Here is a 17,560-nt window from a genome sequence, read left to right on the forward strand (position 1 = left end):
CTTGATCTAAAGCATAGAGTTCAATTATCTTTTCCTCCAGTCCTACAGGAACAGATTTTTTTCTGATCTATACAAAAGATAAAAATGCTACAGATATGTCTCATTTCTTAGCCATATCTAAGAGGCGTTCTGAGTGATCAAGAGAAAGTTTCCGTAAAATTTTACCAAAGGATGTAAGCATCAAAAACGTCCTGTTAGAGAAAAAATATTTCTTCTGATTCTAACAAATCTTTTTATGATTTCCTCAGTTATTACGAATCAAGAGTTCTTTTCGAAGAGTTTTTTTTAGCAAAACCAGATGTCCAAAGGGTCTCTAATTCTAAAAAGTCAAAATCCCTAAAGATCTCTCGAACCTCATCACTATCATTCAGACTCAAGACAAATTTTCCTTGGATGCTTTTGAGAACTTTTGCCATCCTCACAAAATCATCTTCAACAAAATTCCCAGAGCTGTAATACCTCCTCTCTACAAGATAAGGCAAGTCTAGGTAAAATAAACTGTCGGGGGCATCAAAAAATTCGACAACTCGCTCCCACGATAAATTTAAGATCGTCGTATCAAGAAGCTTCTGTCTAACACGCCGCATCCTTGCTAAAAGCTTATCGGGATTAAATAATGTAAGCTTTTTTCTTCCAAAACTAAAAGAGACATAATCTTTTTTCCCATACATCACACAACGTTGGAGAAACAAACCATTCTAGTCGTTTGGCTAAATCATCAAAGTCATTTTGAACACATTGAAACAGATTCGTGATCTCTCCATTCAGATCATTAATAACGGAATATTTTGCTGGTCTTTTGTTTAGAAAAATAAAACCTGAACCTAAAAATAGTTCAACATAGGTTTCATGGCCAATATTATTTAAAATCGGTATAATTTTCTTACGCAGATAGTGTTTACCCCCCATCCACGCAAACAATATTTGTGTAAATTCTTGTTTCATCATATTTTTTAAGGAGAGATTTGGATATCTAACTTTTTTGTTATCCACTTTTTGAGGTGTGAGAAGCTATTCTCTACGGCGTCCACAAAACAGGAAAAATCTATTACAAACATAAAGAGGATGAAGGCAATCAATTTCATGATACGTGACATCATCTTTAAGCCTTGATAGGTCTCTATCATCTCGTGAAGGAGCTGTTGTTCTGTTTCTGTAAGACCTTTATCTTTGGTGCTTCGTTTCTTGACCATCTTTCCAACCACATAAATGGGCTCCCTGCTTGTTATGCTTCAAAATATCTCTTGCAAGGTTGGAACTGATGACCGCAACATCCTTATTATCCAAATAAATGGGCAACCAGCCACCACAAGAAACAGACCTATTTGCCACGCACCCAACGAGAAAGTTCAGAGCGCACACCAGCATCACTTTTTTGATTAACTTCATTTTCTACCTCAAGCCGCGTTGTTGCTGTCTTTAAAGCATTCTCTGTTTGCTTTTGCCGTTCGCTTTGCTTGCCAAGGTGAAACGCCTTGGCTAAAGCCGCTGTAAAGCAAAACTTCTCGAAACAGATATCATTGGTTCTGGAACACCGATACCTCTTAATTTTTTCAAGCAAAAAAAAACAAAACGCGGTGTAACTTACACAATGTTTGGAAAAAAGAAATCTTGCCTCATGGTTTTATTAAGGGTGGAAATTTTCCAAAGCGTGTTGATTTAAAAAAGATGAAGAGTAATGTTTTTCAAAGAGTAGACGGAGGTAAATTCCCCATTGCAAAACAAGAAGGACCATCAATTGCTGGAGTGATGTCCAAGCCAGAAATTGTAAATTCTATCGCACAATATACCAGTGAAAGATTAACTAAAAACATACAGAGACAACTTGAACGTCAAGAATACGCTGCTAATAAGAAAGCTAAATAATGTTCTCAAGCTTTATCTACCTATCCCGTATCCTTATGAGTTTATGCATTACACACTTTGATTGCAATTTTAAAAACAGATTATCACTTATGCTTTGTTTTTTTTATAAAAAAGTCAATAAAATAAATATAAAAGATACTTCCCAGCGAGTTAGCTTCGTTACGGGGCAGGCTGCGCAAACTATCGCTAGCGACAGAATTTTCAAATTAACTGTACATTGTACACTTAACTCATTGATAAATAATGATTTCAATATGTACACTGTACAGTATATAATTATTTTGAGATGGAATTTATTTTTATTCTCGACATTATTGCGTCAATGTATATTTTCGAATTAAGTGCCTAAGAAACACCTTAAATCGATAGCGGATAGATTACCGACACAATCTCTTCTCCGCACATTAGAGACTTTGACTCATTATATGCTACATGCATATAATGGATTTGTCGGGTGTAGTTACGCTATACAATACTCTTTATGGGGAAAGCGTAACGACGGACTATCGACCGTGTTTCTTAGCGCTCGGCATTCTTCTGGAATGTCAATAAGAAACCTCTAATCGATAGGAGTTCACTATGAACACTCTTATAGAAATTAAATAACGGGTTATTGATAGAGAGGCTGTTCAAACCGTCAATGCTCGTGATTTGCATGCGTTTTTGGAAATTACATCAAAATTTGCAGACTGGATTAAAAATCGTATTAAAGAATGCAAATTTCGAGAAAATATAGACTTATAGCTTTTTCTAAAAATTTAGAAAAAGGTGGGCGTCCAAGCATGGAATATCACCTCACCTTAGACATGGCAAAACACCTTTCAATGATCGAGCGTAATGATAAAGGTCATCAAGTAAAAGAGTATTTTATCGAATGTGAAAAGCTTGCAAAACAAGTAGCGACACCGCAAATCGATTACTCCAAGCCCGAAGCATTACTTGGCGTCTTGAATCACCTACAAAATCAAATCGAACAGAAAGTAGCATCATCGCAGAATAGCACCCAAAGCAGACGCGCTTGAGGATTTAAAGCCTTCTGATGGTTTGTTCGGTCTTATTGAAGCGGAAAAAATTTTTGAAGTACGGCCAAAGGACTTAACAGATTACTTACATAAACATGATTGGGTGTATCGCCGTATTCCAAGTGGTCCATTATTACCCTATCAGGATAAAATCAAGAAAGGATTTATGGATTATCCTGCTATCACTATTCAAGGACCTGATGCTACAGAAAAGATACTGCCTTCAACAAAAATTACACCAAAAGGATTGGCATGTTTGAGAGAACAAATATCTTTGGGGGTATGCAATGAAGGTAGATACCAACTTTTTATGTAATGTGTGAATGGCTTTGTTTCAGTTTGTCAATTGTGAATATGTAGATAAAAAAAATTGTAGTACTCTGGTTAACATTATGGGTGTGATAGAAAAAGCTTTGATTTTAAAACTTCAAGATGAGGTACCGAATATTACAAAGATTCTAGCAGTTCTTAAAGGCTTTGGAACTTCAGAACTCCCGCATAGCATGAATTCGTTATTGCAAGCTTATGCTCCTACTTTGGAGAGCCCTGTTGTGGAAGCTGCTTAGCTAAAAACATAACTCCCCTCTCCATTCTCAAAAATGGGGAGGTAGTTTAAAGATCAAGTTTTGAATGAGAGCCTAGACATACTAAAACCTATCGATCTTGACCAATCAAGCGATAAATCAACACTAAGTCAGGTCGAATATGGCAATCTCGATAATTGCTCCAATTCCCAGTCAATGCATAGTCATGATATCGAGGTTCTAAAGGCTGGTCAATTGCTAATACTGCAATGATTTGGCGCAAATCAATATCTAAAAGATGCCGATACCGTCCTTTCATTTCACGCTTGAAATCACGTTTGGAGATAGTGGTGCGTTCAATCGTCCACATAGATCATCAAATAATTCGTCTACGGAATGAAACTTTTTTAAGTTGCCTTCATCTAATTCCGTAAAAGCCGCTATGGTTTCCGCATTGGGTTGAAACAAGAAGGACGGAATAGCTTTATCTTGTGCAATACGCGTCATCAACACTCTCACAACATCACTTACTGATAAATCTGAAGCTTGAATAACTTGATTAGCGATATTTTGAATTTCTTCTGGTACACGCGCCTGAACCATACGACTAGCAGCCATAATGATCTCTCCTCTTGTAACTGTATTTCAGTGCAATACAATTGGAGTTTAATTTCAACCGCAAAATGTTTGGCTTATCTGATACGCCGAAAACCCCATTCCTCAAGCATCAGAAAAATACATCCCCCTTAATCCAGCAGTATCCGATGGCAGTCAAACACCGGCAGGGATTTCTTTTGCCACTGTTGACGCAACAGGCGCAGATCAACGCGCCGTGATTACAGCACGCTTATGCACTGTAAAAGCTTCTGAATTGCTATGGCCAGATGACATCACAGATGAGCAAAAGAACGCGGCCATTCAGTCTTTAGAAGACCATAACAACATTCTATTGCGATAGGAGAATGCAAACATGGATATGAATTTTTTTAAACATGATGCTTTCTCAAGCATCACAATGATGAGAGCCATTGAAAACTATGAGTTTCAACCTGGTCTTGTGAGCTCTCTTAATCTTTTTGAGGAAGTTGAAACCAGTACCACAGTGGTTGGGATTGAACGGCGTGATAATACATTTTCCCTTATTCAAACCAGTGAACGTGGCGCACCTTTGGCAGAAGGTGATAGAGAGGGTCGTAATCTTCGGTTTTTCAAAACAACACGGATTGCCAAAAGTGATACGGTGAAATCAGAAGAAATCCAAAACCGTCGTGAATTTGGCGCAGAAGATCAGTTAGAGACAGCAATGAAATATATTGCCAGAAAACAAAAGAAACTGATTTCTGAAATTGAATTGACATGGGAAAATATGCAGCTTGGCGCTGTTCAAGGTGTTGTCCTTGATGCTGATGGCTCCGTGATTGTCGATTGGTACAAAGAATGGGAAATCACACCACCAAAGCCCATTGACTTTAAACTAAATACAGAAACAACCAATGTTGCTGACCATGTTGACCAAGTCATTATGAGGATGATTGAGGCTTCAAAAGGAGCATTTTCTGATCGTTCACGCATTATTGGACTTTGTGGAAATGAATTCTTTTCCAAGTTGAAAAACCATAAAACAATTCGTGAAACTTATCTCAACACAGCCTTAGCACAAACACTTAATAGCGCCGGAGGTGTTGCAACACCAAGCGCTCTTGGCTCGGGCAGCTTTGGCAGTTTTGACTTTGCTGGTGTCACTTTCATTAATTACCGAAGTATTCACAACTATAATGTAAGTGCACAGGCTGGAACAAAGCGCGCCATAGGAATTAAGCCTGATGAATGTCAATTCTTCCCTGTTGATGCGCCTGGTGTCTTCCAAAAAACCTTTGCACTAGGTGAAAGCTTGGATTTTGCCAACACGGTTGGAAAGCCTCTCTACACCATGCTGATCGTTGATCACGACCGTAATGCATGGGTAAAACCGGAGGTTCTATAGCTATCCGCTTTACATTTGTACACGCCCAGAAATGCTGTTTAAAGCCGTGATTGGAGCGAAATAACATGCGATGGCACGGGCTGCTAAACCAAATGGTTAAAGATGTGCGCAACACTTTTGGGAAGCCCATCATCTACACGCGAAAGGACAATCAGCAATCTTTTCGTATCACAGCGATTTACACCATTAAGCATTCAGAATCGGACGCTGGTGGCAGAATCCCTACCACAATTGCAAGAAAGGAACTTGATCTTTGTATCAATGATATTGGGGGCGGGTGCCACCAAACCCTCAAGATAGTGTTATTGTGATGGTTCCTAAAAACAGCAAAGCTCCCTCTTCCCAAGAGCACTTCGTGATCACAGATGTCCAAGCCTCAGAATCTGGTATGTATAAGCTTATCTTGCGGGAGATAAAAAATGGACGCAACTTTATCTTGTGTGTTTAAAAATCAATAAGGCTGCCCAAGAGCCCGGATTACTGCTGCAAACCTTGGATTTGGAATGGCACTAAATCGGTAATTCCATGGTGCGCCAGTACGGTGACTGATGTGACATCTTTGGTATGTTATAGTGACTGATGCAATTCCTGCCCAAGTAGTCCTTTCATTATCTTCAGGGCTTTCAAATACAATAGCTTGGTTTGTTACTAAAAGACGTCCTAAAGCTGGAGTCTTTTCGCCAATATTGAAGGTAACGCGTTCTTGAACTCCCAACAGTTTTTCATTTTTTGCTAAACGATAATCATATTCACTTGCATCAAGTTCTTGAAACATTTCACATGCTTCCTCAAAATTAGAGGGAGGAATATCTGATTGCCACAGAGAAACTTCTTGCTCAAAGTTTTTTTCCTTTTTCGCCTCACGATAGGCAATAATAACAAAAATTAAAACAATAAGAATGGGTACTAATAACCATGGTGTAATAGTTACTGTTACCACAATGCCTCCACTCAACAGAACACAAAGGAGAAAGATCTGTACCCTCTTTTCTAACCGTTTTTTTTCAAGTTCCAGCGACATTTTATTAACAACTGATAAATCAGAAGAAGGGTGGATATGGGGGGGAGGCATTAAAACCTGCTCTGAAACTTTTTCTTTAAAACGCTTTTTGCGTCTATCTTGCCAATGAACAAAAATAGACAAAGCAATAAATGCAAAGAAAATTAACCTGAACCATCCCCAAAAACCTAGACCATTATTTTCGTCTGACTTTTTGTCTTGAACATGGATACTTTGCTTATCAGTATTCTCAGGTAGTACCTGTTTCACGCTTTCATTTTGAGTAGCAACATATATTAATGAAGTCGAGGAGGAGGAAAAAATTTCATTATTGTATGTAACTTGATCTGGTTCGATTTTGTGAAAAAAAAACGCACCTAATATTGCAGAGCCGAGAAATAATAAAACTCCAATACCAAGAGTTTTCAGTCCGTTTTTCCGCCATTTTTTTATACACACTAAAACAAGTCCGACAACCATCACTGGGAATGATAACAAGTATACGATCACCGCAATTGTATCAAGCGTATCGAGCATTATTTCCCCCTCCACTATAAATAAAAAACTAAGCCAAAAAATTTAAAGTGAGTCGACAAATAAAGTAAAGATGTGCTTATAATTTTTAGAAAAAAGTGATATTGCTGCGTGACATTATTACAGCGATATGAATAATCGAATCAGGTGCCTAAGAAACACTTTAAAGCAACTAGCGAACGGATTGATGGAACAATATCTTCTCCGCCAATTAAAGTTTTGACTCGTTGTATGTTACACGCATATAATAACTTTGTCGGGTATAGTTACACTATACAAGACCCTTTACGGGGAAAATATAACGACGGGCTAGTTGCCCATGTTTCTTAGCACCCAGAGCTCTTTTAAAGTGTCATTAAGAAACATCTAACAACTAGGAGTCCTTTATGAATACCCTTATAGAAATTAAAGAACAAATTATTGAGCAGGATACAGTTCAAACGATAAATGCTCGTGAGTTGCATGCATTTTTGGAGATAAAATCCGATCTCATTGATAGCTTGTGAGACGGCATCAAAAGCAAGTGGTAAACCTTGTCCGAATGGTTTAGCGGCATGATAAGCAAATTAACCAACTGGATGCCTAATTGGATGAAAAAAAAGCTAGGCTTTAATGTTTCAATCAACAAAACTTCAACCCAGACCATTAAAACCTTTACCGATGAAACCAATGCACGGGCAAAAAAAATGCTGGATACAGTAGTGGTTACAAACACCCCGCCTGAAAAACGCAAGAGTGGTTTTAATGCAGGCATAGTCGAAACAGGACAAATGCAGGCAACAAATAAAGTGGGTGCCTTTAAAACTCCAAAGCCCATTACGGTTCATAAACCCGTTGAAGTAGACGCCCGTGTAACCATTACAAATCTAAATATTTCAGTACCAAATGGTCTCAAGGACGAAATCAGAGACGCTGTCAATCAAGCACTTGAACGCTATGCAAAACAGCAACGTTTAGCCATAGCCTCTAGCCTTTCGGATTAAATACCATGATGTTAGCTTTGGGTGGTTTTATTTTTTCGATTGAAACAGCAGCTTACCAAACACTTGATATGTCTTATGGAGTTCCATGGGTAGAGCAAGGGCGATTGGGGAGAAAGGCTGCTCTTCAATTGCCTGCTGTTGCAAATGCGGAATTTTCTTTAGCAGGCGTAATTTATCCAGATTTCAAAGGTGGTCACAGACAGCTCGAATATTTGCGACAAATAGCGCATATGGGACCTCACATTCTTGTGACCGGTCAAGGCAAAATCTTAGGTAAGTTTGTCATTCTTTCTGTAGAGGAAAAACAAAGCATTTTTCATCATAATGGCACCCCCAAAAAACAAGAATTTACGATAAAGTTGAGAGAATATGGTGAAGACCTATGAGTGACCTTTATATGACCAAAGATGGCGATATGGTAGATGCCATTTGCTGGAAATACTATGCCAAAGGTCAACAAGCGCTTGCTGTTGAACACGTCTATGCAGCGAATTTGGGGCTTGCAGACTATGGACCCATTTTAAAAGCAGGTATCACGATACTCTTACCAACCCTCCCCTATCCGAAAGCCACACCAGTGATCAGAATTTGGGGTAGCAAATCATGAAACCTTTTTGCACGGTTCTGGCAAATGGAGAAGACATCACCAAAACGCTCATGGATTATGTTTTATCAATTGAAATTACCGATGAAGCAGAAAACAAAAGTGATCGTATCACTATAGAGCTTGATGACCGTGCACGTGACAGTGATAACGGCTTTCTTGATATTCCTCTTATCGGGACAGTTATTTCCATAACACTTGGCTATGAAGGCGGGAAAAACCGCGATATGGGAGCCTATCTGATAGACGAAATCTCTGTAAGCAGCCCACCACAAAGCTTAAGTGTTACAGGGCGCGCCGCATCAATGAACACGTCTTACAGAACCCCAAAAAGCCAATCCTATCACCAGCAAACCCTTGGCAGTATTGTTCAAGAGATAGCAGAGCGTAATGGCTATACACCAAAGGTTGATCCTTCTCTTGCAAAAATCGTTGTGCGTCACATTGACCAAACAGCTGAAAGCGATATGGCTTTTGCTACACGCCTTGCAGAAGAATATGATGCGGTAGCAAAGCCCGTTGATGGCAAACTTGTGCTTGCCAAACGGGGTGAAGGCAAAGCCATTACCGGTGAAACACTCCCTATTGTTGTTATTCATGAGAAACATTGCACCTCTTGGGATTTTAAATACAGTGCGCGGGATGAAGCAGGTGCAGCCAATGGCTTAGAAACGGATGTGGGAGACGACCAAAAAGCCGCTGCTGATGCACGAGAACCAGAAGAGATTGATGATGATGAAAACTTTATCCATATGGATGACAGTGACAGAACAGCACCATCATCATCTGAATCGGAAAAAGCAGAAACAACACCTGAGAAAGAAGAGGAAGACAAAGAGAAAAAAGGCGGTGTTCTTGCAACCTATCATGATATCCGCAGTGGTGAAAAAAAAGAAGTCAAAGTTGGTAACCCACCGTTCCATGAACTCAAATACACCTACCATAACCAATCAGAGGCTGTTGCGGCCATTGCTGCTTATCGCAATAAATCATCACGCGGTAAGTCTTCTTTCTCATGTGATATCGGTGGTGATCCCTTTGTGCAAGCAGAAGCAAAGCTTGTTCAAGATCCCCCTTTCCGCCCCTATATTCCAGCAGAATAGCGCATCAAGAGCGTTAAGCACAAACTTGATAAAACGGGTGGTTACACCACAAAAATAGAGTGCGAACTTTTTGATAAAGCGCAAGAAGATGCGGCTGGAAACGTTGCAAACACAACACCAGACAAGGATGATACCCTTGATCCAAACGCCCCACCAAACGCATGTGACGAAGGCGAAGGCGTCATCCATATGGATGAGGAAGATACATGATAGGTTATAAACTAGATGTAGAGCCCCTCATTAAAAATGATTGCTTAAATACCTCCCTTCCCCATCTTTAAAGGTGGGGAGTGGAACTAAAGTTACACGTGTGGAACTGGTCGTTCAAGAGGCTGTACAGCCAAACGAAACCCCATGGTACGCAGTAAAGCATTCAAGCTGCGGAACTCTGGATTACCTTTTTCTGAAAGTGTACGGTAAAGTTGTGTTGGGTTCAAGTTGGCTGCTTTAGCTACAGCTTGAACACCACCATAAGCTTTGGCCATTTGGCGTAGAGTTACAAGCAGCTCACCCTGATCACCATCTGCTAGGATTGCATCAAGGGTAGCTGCTGCCAACTCAGGATCATCACGGAATATTTCTGCCATTGCATCATCATGGTTACGGTCTTTCATTTTTGCACTCCTTTAATCTTCACGGTTTTGCCAATCACGCCAGCAAGCACATGCACGAGTGATATCAGTCTCTTGTGTTTTTTTGCTGCCACCGCATAATAGCAACAATACGGTCTTTCCAGATTGGACATAATAAACTCGGTAGCCAGGACCAACATTAATACGCAATTCATGAACACCCTCACGAAGCGGCTTGAAATCGCCAAAGTTTCCCTGCTCTAAACGATTAAGGCGGCGAATAATTGCAGTTTTAGCCTGTATATCACGGAGCTTTCGCAGCCAATCAGCTATCAAGTCTTTGCCATCAGAAGTAAGGTAGTGACGTATTTCAAACATGATGTATATTCGTTTATAAACGAATATTTGTCAAGAGAGAAATTAAAAGTTGAGAAAAAATCTTCTTTTATTCCAATGAAAAAGCGACATGAAGCTTAACCAAGCTATCTTTCCGAATGAGAAAGATGTCAATTTTTTAATCCAGCTCTGCTTTTTGCGGAGCTTTTTTTATGGAGAATCATATGCGAAAAATATCATCAGAAGGACTAGCACTTATTAAACAATGGGAAGGTTTGCGTTTGAACGCCTATAAAGATGCCATTGGGGTGTGGACAATAGGTTATGGACATACAAACAGTGCTGGAAAGCCTTTTATTTACGAAGGCATGACAATCACTGAAAAGCAAGCAGAAGAACTTCTTTGCCAAGATTTAAGACAATTTGAAAATGTCGTTGAACGCGCTGTTACAGTTTCATTAACAGATGAACAATTCGCGGCGTTAGTGTCGTTTTGCTATAATGTAGGAACAGGAGCCTTTTGTAACTCGACACTGTTAAAAAAGCTCAATCAAGGTGAATATGAAGCTGTCCCTGCCGAGCTACAGAAATGGACCAAAGCAGGCGGGAAACGTCTTGAAGGTCTCGCACACCGGCGTGCGGCAGAAACAGGCTTATGGGCAAAAGGGGCTTATGTTTCCTCCAATTATCAAACAGTAGAAACGCAAGCACCAACGGGGGTTTTCAAAGCAGAAGCTCTTGCACCGATTATTGGCTCTTTCTCAGGTCTTGGCGGCTTGTTAGCAGGAAATGGACCCATCCAATGGGCTTTGGCAACCATTATGATTTTAGCCGCATGTGCGGGCATTTTCTTTGTTGCTAAACGCTTTCAGGAGCACCGCCTATGATCTTATGGATGAAAAGAAATCTGATGCTAACAGGCGCGGCTTTAGCCGCTTTTTTTATGATTTTAGCAAGAGCTTTTACCCTTGGTAAAAAGAGTGAACAGCAAAAGCAAACGGAAAAAGCTTTAAAAGCAGCCACAACACGTCTGGAGGTGGAAAGTGAAGTTAATCAAAAAAGTGATGCTGATGTGCGTGCTGCTCTCTCTGACTGGTTGCGCGACAAATAAATATGCTTCTTCTTGTGTTGGCTGGTTGCCAATTTATTTAGACAAGAAAGATCTGAACGCCATCAGTTCAAACTTAGCAAGAGAAATTTTAAAGCACAATAATCTAGGTGAACGCGTGTGTGGGTGGAAACATGGCTAGAAAAAAAACACAAGACGATATAGAGCTTACAGAAGCAGAAAAAGAAATACTTCAAGAAATCATCATGACCTACAAAAGTGTAAAAGTGATGTCTCGTTATACGAAATGGATTGTACTCATTATACTCTTATTAGCGCTTGATTTTTCACGTATTATGGATGCATTAGTAAGTATTTTTACACAAAAACCAAATATCCGACTCTAAACATACTCTGAGACGCGCGAAATCCTTTAGAAAACGGATTCTTAATTTTGCTCGTCTCATGGAGGCGATAGAGAATGTCTTCGCCCATTTGAAGCAGTGGATTTCAAAGAATTCAAAAAATTATTAGAGAATGTTGGAGGAAAAAGATGAGCTTTGTAACGGTATGTTGGAAAATCCTATTCCCGAACTTTTGTTAACGCTCCCGAACCTTTAAAAAGATTACAAAGAATCAATACGTTATACATGGGTAAAAACTGGATGGTGATCCCGACAGGATTCGAACCTGTGACCCACGGCTTAGAAGGCCGTTGCTCTATCCAGCTGAGCTACGGGACCCCACTGATTATTTTCTCAATTCAAAATAGCATCTTTAATTCAATGTGTCCAAGAGTGCTGCCGATCACTGCGAAAATTATCAGAATAAGAAATAGCACGTCGAATCGACGTACGTTTCTTTTCTACACGGTAAGAGATAGCATTCTTACGCGCAAAAGCAATCGCTTCTTCCTTCCTATTAAATCTGATCCTTACCTGATTATTCATATCAGACGTTGCCGTGTACCCCATAAGAGGTTCAAGCATTTTTGCTTTCACCGGCTCATACTCTAGAATCCAAAAACCTGTATTCCCCTTACCTGACTGCATAGCTGTCTTAGCAGGACTATAAATACGTGCGATCATGCCTTTTTCCTTCAGATTACACAACGCTTGAATGATAGTTTTCCACCACACGTACCCAATTGGGTCATTCTCACACACTTAATCAAATATGGTCGGAGCGATAGGATTCGAACCTACGACCCCCTGATCCCAAATCAGGTGCGCTACCAGGCTGCGCTACGCTCCGCCATTTACATTTACTTGATGCACATTTCCTAAAATTTTCACAACAGAAGTGCAAGAGAAAAACACACTTTTTTTTAATTTTGTTGCATTTCTTTACAAAAAAGCACGTTTTAAAAATTTTTTCCCTACTCAATAACATATTTATTGACAAATAATAGAAAACAACCTCCGTAAAGAATCCAATCTATATTAAAAAAATAATGAATTTCTCTGTAAGGATTTCATAATTTTCATCCTGCTTTAAGCAAACTCTCACTGTATCAAAACGCATTCTACAGATACAATTTTAGAAAAAAACGACTTAAATATCATAGAAAAACTTTCCAAAAGAGAACACAAGCCAAAAAATCAGCTGTATTAAGCTTTTTCCCCTCTTTTTCTATCTTGCAAAGAACTCTTTTATTAAAAATCCTAGAATCTTCTAAAATCCAAATCCATAAACAACAAACATTTTTTCAAAGCACGAAAGTTCCATTATAAATAAAATAAAGCGCTTTTTTAGAAAAATTTTCAAATGCAAAGATGGAAAGAATTCAACATCATACAATAAAATCTCAAAGCTATTTAAGATAAACACATGACTAAAGTAAAAAATACTATTTTTCACTCTTAACAGATATCAAAAAAGAAGAAAATTTAAATGACTTGTCTTGCCACATATTGAAACGATAATAGAAGGACAGAATAAGTAAGCCATGATAGGGAGTATTTACGGATTTCTTCTATTCAAAACTTCAGCAATAACAGCACGTGTTATTTTTCTTTTTCTTTGTAATGCCAACTGATCAACAGAATCAATAACACGCTTCAATGAAAATAAAGAACGTTCACAACGACTTACAAGATAATAAACCGTGTCTGGATGTACAATAAGTTGCCTATCGGAAAAAAGCTTAAATGCAACAGCTGTTAATAATGCATCATCAGGCTGATTAATTTCAACGAACATCACCGAATTAAGACGACTTTTTAGATCATTTAACTTTAAATTCCAAGCGGAAGGAAGTGTTCGTGCCGTCATCAATAAAGTAGCTTGTCGTGCATCAAGATTTGCTTGCTTAATACTGTTAATTAAATGAAAAAGTTCTGTCTCATTAATTTCACCTGCACCAATATCCTCTATTAAAAATGATCTGCCTAAAGAAGCCATAGTAACAGCCTGATCAATTTCATTGTGCTGAATCCTGAAAGCATCTGCTTTTTGGAGCCATATATTAGAAAAATGCGTTTTCCCAGATCCTTCTTTTCCAACCAAAACTGCAATAGGTAAGCTCCAATTGGGCCAATGATCAATAAGCTGAAAAGCCATACGATTGCTTTCCGTTACCACTAAATCCTCAAATTGAAAAATCGGATCATAAGGAAAATTTAAAGATAATTGCGTTTCACGCCCATTCATTTTAGCGGCTCCGAATTTCCCCTTCGCGAATACATCTGAGAACTAAGATAAGTATGAAGAGCAAAACGAACTAAAACGCCAACAGCCGCCGCCGCAGGAACAGCAACAAGCATACCAGTAAAACCAAAGAGTGAAGAAAAAGCAAAAAGTGAAAACATCAACCATACGGGATGTAATCCCACTGATGAACCTACAAGCTTGGGTTGAAGAATATAACCTTCAATAAATTGACCAATTAAAAAAAGTGCCATCACAACGATGATTCCTCCCCAATTATTGGGATAAAACTGGACCCATGCAATACCAACAGAAAGGACCAAACCACTCATTGTGCCGATATAAGGAACAAAGCTAATAAGACCAATAAACATACCAATCAAAAGACCAAAATTGAGTCCTGAAATCGTTAAACCAACAGCATAATAGCCTCCCAATATAAGACAAACTGTTCCTTGTCCACGAACAAAGCCTGCAATAGCTCTATCCATTTCATGAAAAATACTCCGAACGGTTTCAAGATGATCACGCGGTATTAACGAATCAATTGCTGTTACCATACGCGGCCAATCTAATAACATATAAAATGCCACCACAGGTGCCACAACAAATAGGCTAACGATATTAACGATAGATTTTCCTGACTTTAAAAGTGAATTCAAAAGAGACGTAATAAAATCAGAACCTTCTCCCAAAAATCCTTTAATATTATTCCGTAATTCATTTGGATCACTTCCAAAATAGCGCCTTATCCAATCAAAATCATGCTCAACAAAAAAGGTTTGAATACGATTAATATAAACAGGTAAACCATCACTCATAAATTGCTGTATTTGCCAACTAATAACAGGAATCAAAATAACTAAAGCAGCAACAAAAGTAATAACAATAAATAAGGTAATGAGGACAGTCCCAAACACACGGCGAATACCAAATCTTTCAAGTAATTGAACAATAGGATTGAGAAAATAAGCCAACACAATCCCTGCCACAAAAGGAAGCAAAATCGATCCAAAAACAAACATAAAGAAAATGAAAAAAATCAGCGTACCAAGCCAAAAAAAGATTTGCCTTTTCATATTATTCGGCAACGGTAATTGAGTATACGCTGGCACATAAGTCTTATAACGATCACGAGATGTATTCTCACTCACTTTCTTTCTCATAAGCTGCCAAGAAGACTGACCGTGATTATCTGATATCTTGCTCATAAAATATCCTAAAAAATTCTTCACAAAAAATTATAAACATCTTCAAAATAAGGTACAAGCAAAGTTGCTTATTTTCTTATCAATATCTCTTGCAGAGAGAACTCTATCATGGCATTGCATAATATCAAAACCCGATTTTCCATTAAAGGAAGGCTCCAATGAGCAATCAAGATCTTACAAATAATAAATCCAAAGTTGGTCTTACCTACGCAAAAGCCGGTGTAAACATCGATATGGGTAATGCCATGGTAGAAAAAATTAAACCCTTTATACGCGCGACAAAACGAGCCGGAGCAGATGCAGAAATTGGCGGTTTTGGTGGTCTTTTTGATTTAAAAGCAGCTGGCTTTACAGATCCTATCCTAGTAGCAGCCAATGATGGTGTGGGAACAAAATTAAAAATTGCCATTGAAGTAGGTCACCATAACACTGTAGGTATTGATCTTGTAGCTATGTGTGTCAATGATTTACTCGTACAAGGGGCTGAACCTCTCTTTTTTCTGGATTATTTTGCAACTGGAAAGCTTGACCCTGAACAAGGTGCTACGATTGTTTCTGGTATTGCAGAAGGATGTAAACAAGCCGGTGCTGCGCTTATTGGAGGAGAAACTGCAGAAATGCCAGGAATGTATGCAGAGGGAGATTATGATCTAGCCGGTTTTGCTGTAGGAGCATGCGAACGCAGCAAGCTACTCCCTTCAAAAGATTTAACAGAAGGGGATATTATATTAGGTCTAAGCGCCTCTGGAATTCATTCCAATGGCTTTTCGCTTGTTCGACGAATCATCCAGCAACATGATCTCAAATGGAATGACCCTGCCCCTTTTACCCCCGAAAACAGCCTTGGTGTAGCACTTCTTACACCAACACGCATTTATGTAAAATCGCTTCTTCCCATCATGCAAAAATACGAAGGGATTAAAGCTCTTGCTCATATTACGGGTGGAGGCTTTCCTGAAAATATTCCACGTGTTGTTCCATCTTATCTCTGCGCTGAAATTAATCTTTCTACCATCAATGTTCCAGCAGTATTTTCATGGATTGCCAAACAAGGTAAAATAGAAGAAGCAGAAATGTTAAGAACATTCAATTGTGGTATTGGCATGATCATTATCGTAGCACAGCATGCAGCTGAAACAATTACGCAAGCTCTTGAAAGAAAAGGAGAGAGTGTAACTCCCCTTGGCATTTTAACAAAACGCCAAGATCAAAATAAAGGAATACTTTATAAAGGGGTACTGCATTTATGAAAAAACAAATCGTCGTTTTCATTTCTGGTAATGGATCCAATATGGTCGCCCTTGCTCAAGCTAGTCAGCAAAAGGAATATCCTGCTGAAATCGTCGCAGTTATTTGCGATAATCCGCGTGCAAATGGTATTGAAAAGGCACAAAACCATAACTTACCTATTCATATTGTTGATCGCAAAATTTACAAAACAAAAGAAGAGCATGAAGAAAGTATTTTTACGATTTTAGATCAATATAAACCGGATTTTCTCTGCTTTGCAGGATATATGCGCCTTATCTCACCACGTTTTGTAAAACTTTACGAAGGACGAATTTTAAACATTCATCCTTCTCTTTTGCCTTCATTTAAAGGCTTAAACACACATGAAAAAGCTTTACAAGCAGGCGTAAAAATCACGGGTTGCACTGTTCACCTTGTTACAGAAGACATGGATGCAGGAAAAATCCTTGCCCAAGCAGCCGTTCCAGTCTATCCCCATGATACTGCTGAGAGCTTAGCACAAAGAGTTCTTAAAGCAGAGCATAAACTCTACCCCGAAGCCTTAAAAGCATTTATTGAAGGGAAGAGCAAAATGGTAGATACGCAGCAACAGCTTTTATCTTTTTGAGTGTATCAACAATCTATTAATTAGCATTTTTCAATGTTTTACACATAATTTGTGCTCAGTGTCTATAATTAAAAATCTCTATGAAATATTAACATAATAAAGTCTATCTCTTCATAAATTTTTGCGCAGAATGTGTGATTTTTTTGAATTTTAGTTAATTTTTCAAATTCTTCTTTTTTATTCAGTTCTATGACATTATCACAAGATCACAAGCCCTATTTATTAAAATACTCTCATATTTCGCCTAAAAAATCTTAAATACGCAA

Annotated in this window: 20 protein-coding genes, 2 tRNA genes and 9 pseudogenes; 16 read left to right on the plus strand and 15 right to left on the minus strand. The window is 38.7% G+C overall.

Annotated features, from left to right (window positions below; translation table 11 throughout):
- The 5 genes and pseudogenes from ACFIKY_RS06835 to ACFIKY_RS06855 all read right to left on the minus strand — a co-directional run.
- Positions 1-181 (minus strand): annotated as a pseudogene (locus ACFIKY_RS06835) (XRE family transcriptional regulator); the annotation flags it as partial.
- Positions 182-251: 70 nt separating this feature from the next.
- Complete coding sequence (locus tag ACFIKY_RS06840; RefSeq protein WP_375647601.1) at positions 252-671, minus strand: DNA adenine methylase; 420 nt, start codon at positions 669-671, stop codon at positions 252-254.
- The gene (locus tag ACFIKY_RS06845; protein ID WP_375635924.1) at positions 640-948 is read right to left on the minus strand and encodes a DNA adenine methylase; all 309 of its coding nucleotides are present in this window, start codon (positions 946-948) and stop codon (positions 640-642) included. The genes ACFIKY_RS06840 and ACFIKY_RS06845 overlap by 32 nt, the downstream gene beginning before the upstream one ends.
- 5 nt (positions 949-953) lie before the next feature.
- Positions 954-1,205 carry a hypothetical protein gene (locus tag ACFIKY_RS06850; RefSeq protein ID WP_375661579.1) on the minus strand — a complete coding sequence of 84 codons (252 nt, stop codon included), beginning with the start codon at positions 1,203-1,205 and terminating at the stop codon, positions 954-956.
- A 116-nt stretch (positions 1,206-1,321) separates the two neighbouring features.
- Entirely contained in the window at positions 1,322-1,549 is a 228-nt protein-coding gene (locus tag ACFIKY_RS06855) for a hypothetical protein (protein ID WP_375635932.1), read from the minus strand.
- Here ACFIKY_RS06855 and ACFIKY_RS06860 point away from each other — a divergent pair.
- The 3 genes and pseudogenes from ACFIKY_RS06860 to ACFIKY_RS06870 all read left to right on the plus strand — a co-directional run.
- A pseudogene (locus ACFIKY_RS06860) lies at positions 1,487-1,866 on the plus strand (hypothetical protein); the annotation flags it as partial. The gene ACFIKY_RS06855 and the pseudogene ACFIKY_RS06860 overlap by 63 nt on opposite strands.
- A 612-nt stretch (positions 1,867-2,478) precedes the next feature.
- Positions 2,479-3,204, plus strand: a pseudogene (locus ACFIKY_RS06865) (antA/AntB antirepressor family protein).
- Positions 3,205-3,211: 7 nt separating this feature from the next.
- Positions 3,212-3,454 (plus strand): hypothetical protein, encoded by a 243-nt coding sequence (locus ACFIKY_RS06870; protein ID WP_375635922.1) that lies wholly within the window; start codon positions 3,212-3,214, stop codon positions 3,452-3,454.
- Between the two features lie 88 nt (positions 3,455-3,542).
- Here ACFIKY_RS06870 and ACFIKY_RS06875 read toward each other — a convergent pair whose 3' ends face one another.
- Positions 3,543-3,782 (minus strand): type II toxin-antitoxin system YafQ family toxin, encoded by a 240-nt coding sequence (locus tag ACFIKY_RS06875; RefSeq protein WP_375635921.1) that lies wholly within the window; start codon positions 3,780-3,782, stop codon positions 3,543-3,545.
- The gene (locus ACFIKY_RS06880; RefSeq protein WP_375635920.1) at positions 3,728-4,030 is read right to left on the minus strand and encodes a type II toxin-antitoxin system RelB/DinJ family antitoxin; all 303 of its coding nucleotides are present in this window, start codon (positions 4,028-4,030) and stop codon (positions 3,728-3,730) included. The genes ACFIKY_RS06875 and ACFIKY_RS06880 overlap by 55 nt, the downstream gene beginning before the upstream one ends.
- 106 nt (positions 4,031-4,136) lie before the next feature.
- On the opposite strand from ACFIKY_RS06880, the pseudogene ACFIKY_RS06885 reads away from it, so the two are divergent.
- The 3 pseudogenes from ACFIKY_RS06885 to ACFIKY_RS06895 form a co-directional block, all read left to right on the plus strand.
- Positions 4,137-4,370, plus strand: a pseudogene (locus ACFIKY_RS06885) (head decoration protein); the annotation flags it as partial.
- 12 nt (positions 4,371-4,382) lie between these two features.
- Positions 4,383-5,460: pseudogene (locus ACFIKY_RS06890) on the plus strand (major capsid protein).
- A 1-nt stretch (position 5,461) separates the two neighbouring features.
- Positions 5,462-5,844: pseudogene (locus ACFIKY_RS06895) on the plus strand (hypothetical protein).
- 3 nt (positions 5,845-5,847) lie between these two features.
- Here the strand turns inward: ACFIKY_RS06895 and ACFIKY_RS06900 are convergent.
- Complete coding sequence (locus ACFIKY_RS06900; protein ID WP_375635919.1) at positions 5,848-6,933, minus strand: hypothetical protein; 1,086 nt, start codon at positions 6,931-6,933, stop codon at positions 5,848-5,850.
- A gap of 383 nt (positions 6,934-7,316) precedes the next feature.
- Here ACFIKY_RS06900 and ACFIKY_RS06905 point away from each other — a divergent pair.
- From ACFIKY_RS06905 to ACFIKY_RS06925, 5 genes and pseudogenes are all read left to right on the plus strand, one after another.
- Positions 7,317-7,427 (plus strand): annotated as a pseudogene (locus tag ACFIKY_RS06905) (phage antirepressor Ant); the annotation flags it as partial.
- Positions 7,428-7,436: 9 nt separating this feature from the next.
- Positions 7,437-7,913: pseudogene (locus tag ACFIKY_RS06910) on the plus strand (phage tail protein); the annotation flags it as partial.
- 5 nt (positions 7,914-7,918) lie between these two features.
- Positions 7,919-8,299: a phage tail protein gene (locus ACFIKY_RS06915; protein ID WP_273724327.1), complete on the plus strand. Its 381-nt coding sequence runs from the start codon at positions 7,919-7,921 to the stop codon at positions 8,297-8,299.
- Positions 8,296-8,520: a tail protein X gene (locus ACFIKY_RS06920; RefSeq protein ID WP_375635918.1), complete on the plus strand. Its 225-nt coding sequence runs from the start codon at positions 8,296-8,298 to the stop codon at positions 8,518-8,520. The genes ACFIKY_RS06915 and ACFIKY_RS06920 overlap by 4 nt, the downstream gene beginning before the upstream one ends.
- Positions 8,517-9,830 (plus strand): annotated as a pseudogene (locus ACFIKY_RS06925) (contractile injection system protein, VgrG/Pvc8 family). The gene ACFIKY_RS06920 and the pseudogene ACFIKY_RS06925 overlap by 4 nt, the downstream one beginning before the upstream one ends.
- Positions 9,831-9,922: 92 nt before the next feature.
- On the opposite strand, the gene ACFIKY_RS06930 reads toward ACFIKY_RS06925, so the two are convergent.
- Positions 9,923-10,234 (minus strand): DNA-binding protein, encoded by a 312-nt coding sequence (locus tag ACFIKY_RS06930; protein WP_208439803.1) that lies wholly within the window; start codon positions 10,232-10,234, stop codon positions 9,923-9,925.
- Between the two features lie 12 nt (positions 10,235-10,246).
- Positions 10,247-10,570, minus strand: a complete 324-nt coding sequence (locus tag ACFIKY_RS06935) for a type II toxin-antitoxin system RelE/ParE family toxin (RefSeq protein WP_375632850.1) — start codon at positions 10,568-10,570, stop codon at positions 10,247-10,249.
- A 182-nt stretch (positions 10,571-10,752) separates the two neighbouring features.
- Between ACFIKY_RS06935 and ACFIKY_RS06940 the strand changes: the two genes are divergently transcribed.
- The 3 genes from ACFIKY_RS06940 to ACFIKY_RS06950 all read left to right on the plus strand — a co-directional run bounded on the left by ACFIKY_RS06940 (position 10,753) and on the right by ACFIKY_RS06950 (position 11,983).
- Positions 10,753-11,415, plus strand: coding sequence for a lysozyme (locus tag ACFIKY_RS06940; RefSeq protein ID WP_375635917.1), 663 nt, complete (start codon positions 10,753-10,755; stop codon positions 11,413-11,415).
- On the plus strand, positions 11,412-11,639 hold the full coding sequence (locus ACFIKY_RS06945; RefSeq protein ID WP_375635916.1) for a hypothetical protein: 228 nt from the start codon (positions 11,412-11,414) through the stop codon (positions 11,637-11,639). Before ACFIKY_RS06940 ends, ACFIKY_RS06945 begins: the two co-directional genes overlap by 4 nt.
- A 131-nt stretch (positions 11,640-11,770) precedes the next feature.
- Positions 11,771-11,983 (plus strand): hypothetical protein, encoded by a 213-nt coding sequence (locus ACFIKY_RS06950; RefSeq protein WP_375635915.1) that lies wholly within the window; start codon positions 11,771-11,773, stop codon positions 11,981-11,983.
- A 259-nt stretch (positions 11,984-12,242) separates the two neighbouring features.
- Here ACFIKY_RS06950 and ACFIKY_RS06955 read toward each other — a convergent pair.
- The 5 genes from ACFIKY_RS06955 to ACFIKY_RS06975 form a co-directional block, all read right to left on the minus strand.
- Positions 12,243-12,319: transfer RNA gene (locus ACFIKY_RS06955), tRNA-Arg, on the minus strand.
- Between the two features lie 39 nt (positions 12,320-12,358).
- Positions 12,359-12,664 (minus strand): ETC complex I subunit, encoded by a 306-nt coding sequence (locus ACFIKY_RS06960; RefSeq protein WP_015856479.1) that lies wholly within the window; start codon positions 12,662-12,664, stop codon positions 12,359-12,361.
- An 89-nt stretch (positions 12,665-12,753) separates the two neighbouring features.
- Positions 12,754-12,830, minus strand: a tRNA-Pro gene (locus tag ACFIKY_RS06965).
- Between the two features lie 708 nt (positions 12,831-13,538).
- The gene (gene hdaA, locus ACFIKY_RS06970; protein WP_026500728.1) at positions 13,539-14,228 is read right to left on the minus strand and encodes a DnaA regulatory inactivator HdaA; all 690 of its coding nucleotides are present in this window, start codon (positions 14,226-14,228) and stop codon (positions 13,539-13,541) included.
- A complete protein-coding gene (locus ACFIKY_RS06975; protein WP_375661580.1) occupies positions 14,225-15,436 on the minus strand; it encodes an AI-2E family transporter in 1,212 nt (403 codons plus the stop codon). Before ACFIKY_RS06975 ends, hdaA begins: the two co-directional genes overlap by 4 nt.
- Before the next feature lie 158 nt (positions 15,437-15,594).
- Here ACFIKY_RS06975 and purM point away from each other — a divergent pair, with 158 nt between their 5' ends.
- On the plus strand, positions 15,595-16,686 hold the full coding sequence (gene purM / locus ACFIKY_RS06980) for a phosphoribosylformylglycinamidine cyclo-ligase (RefSeq protein ID WP_375635913.1): 1,092 nt from the start codon (positions 15,595-15,597) through the stop codon (positions 16,684-16,686).
- Positions 16,683-17,294 (plus strand): phosphoribosylglycinamide formyltransferase, encoded by a 612-nt coding sequence (purN, locus tag ACFIKY_RS06985; RefSeq protein ID WP_375635912.1) that lies wholly within the window; start codon positions 16,683-16,685, stop codon positions 17,292-17,294. Before purM ends, purN begins: the two co-directional genes overlap by 4 nt.
- Positions 17,295-17,560: the final 266 nt, after the last annotated feature.

This window comes from Bartonella sp. CR127HXZ, assembly GCF_042194555.1.
Lineage (GTDB): Bacteria > Pseudomonadota > Alphaproteobacteria > Rhizobiales > Rhizobiaceae > Bartonella > Bartonella grahamii.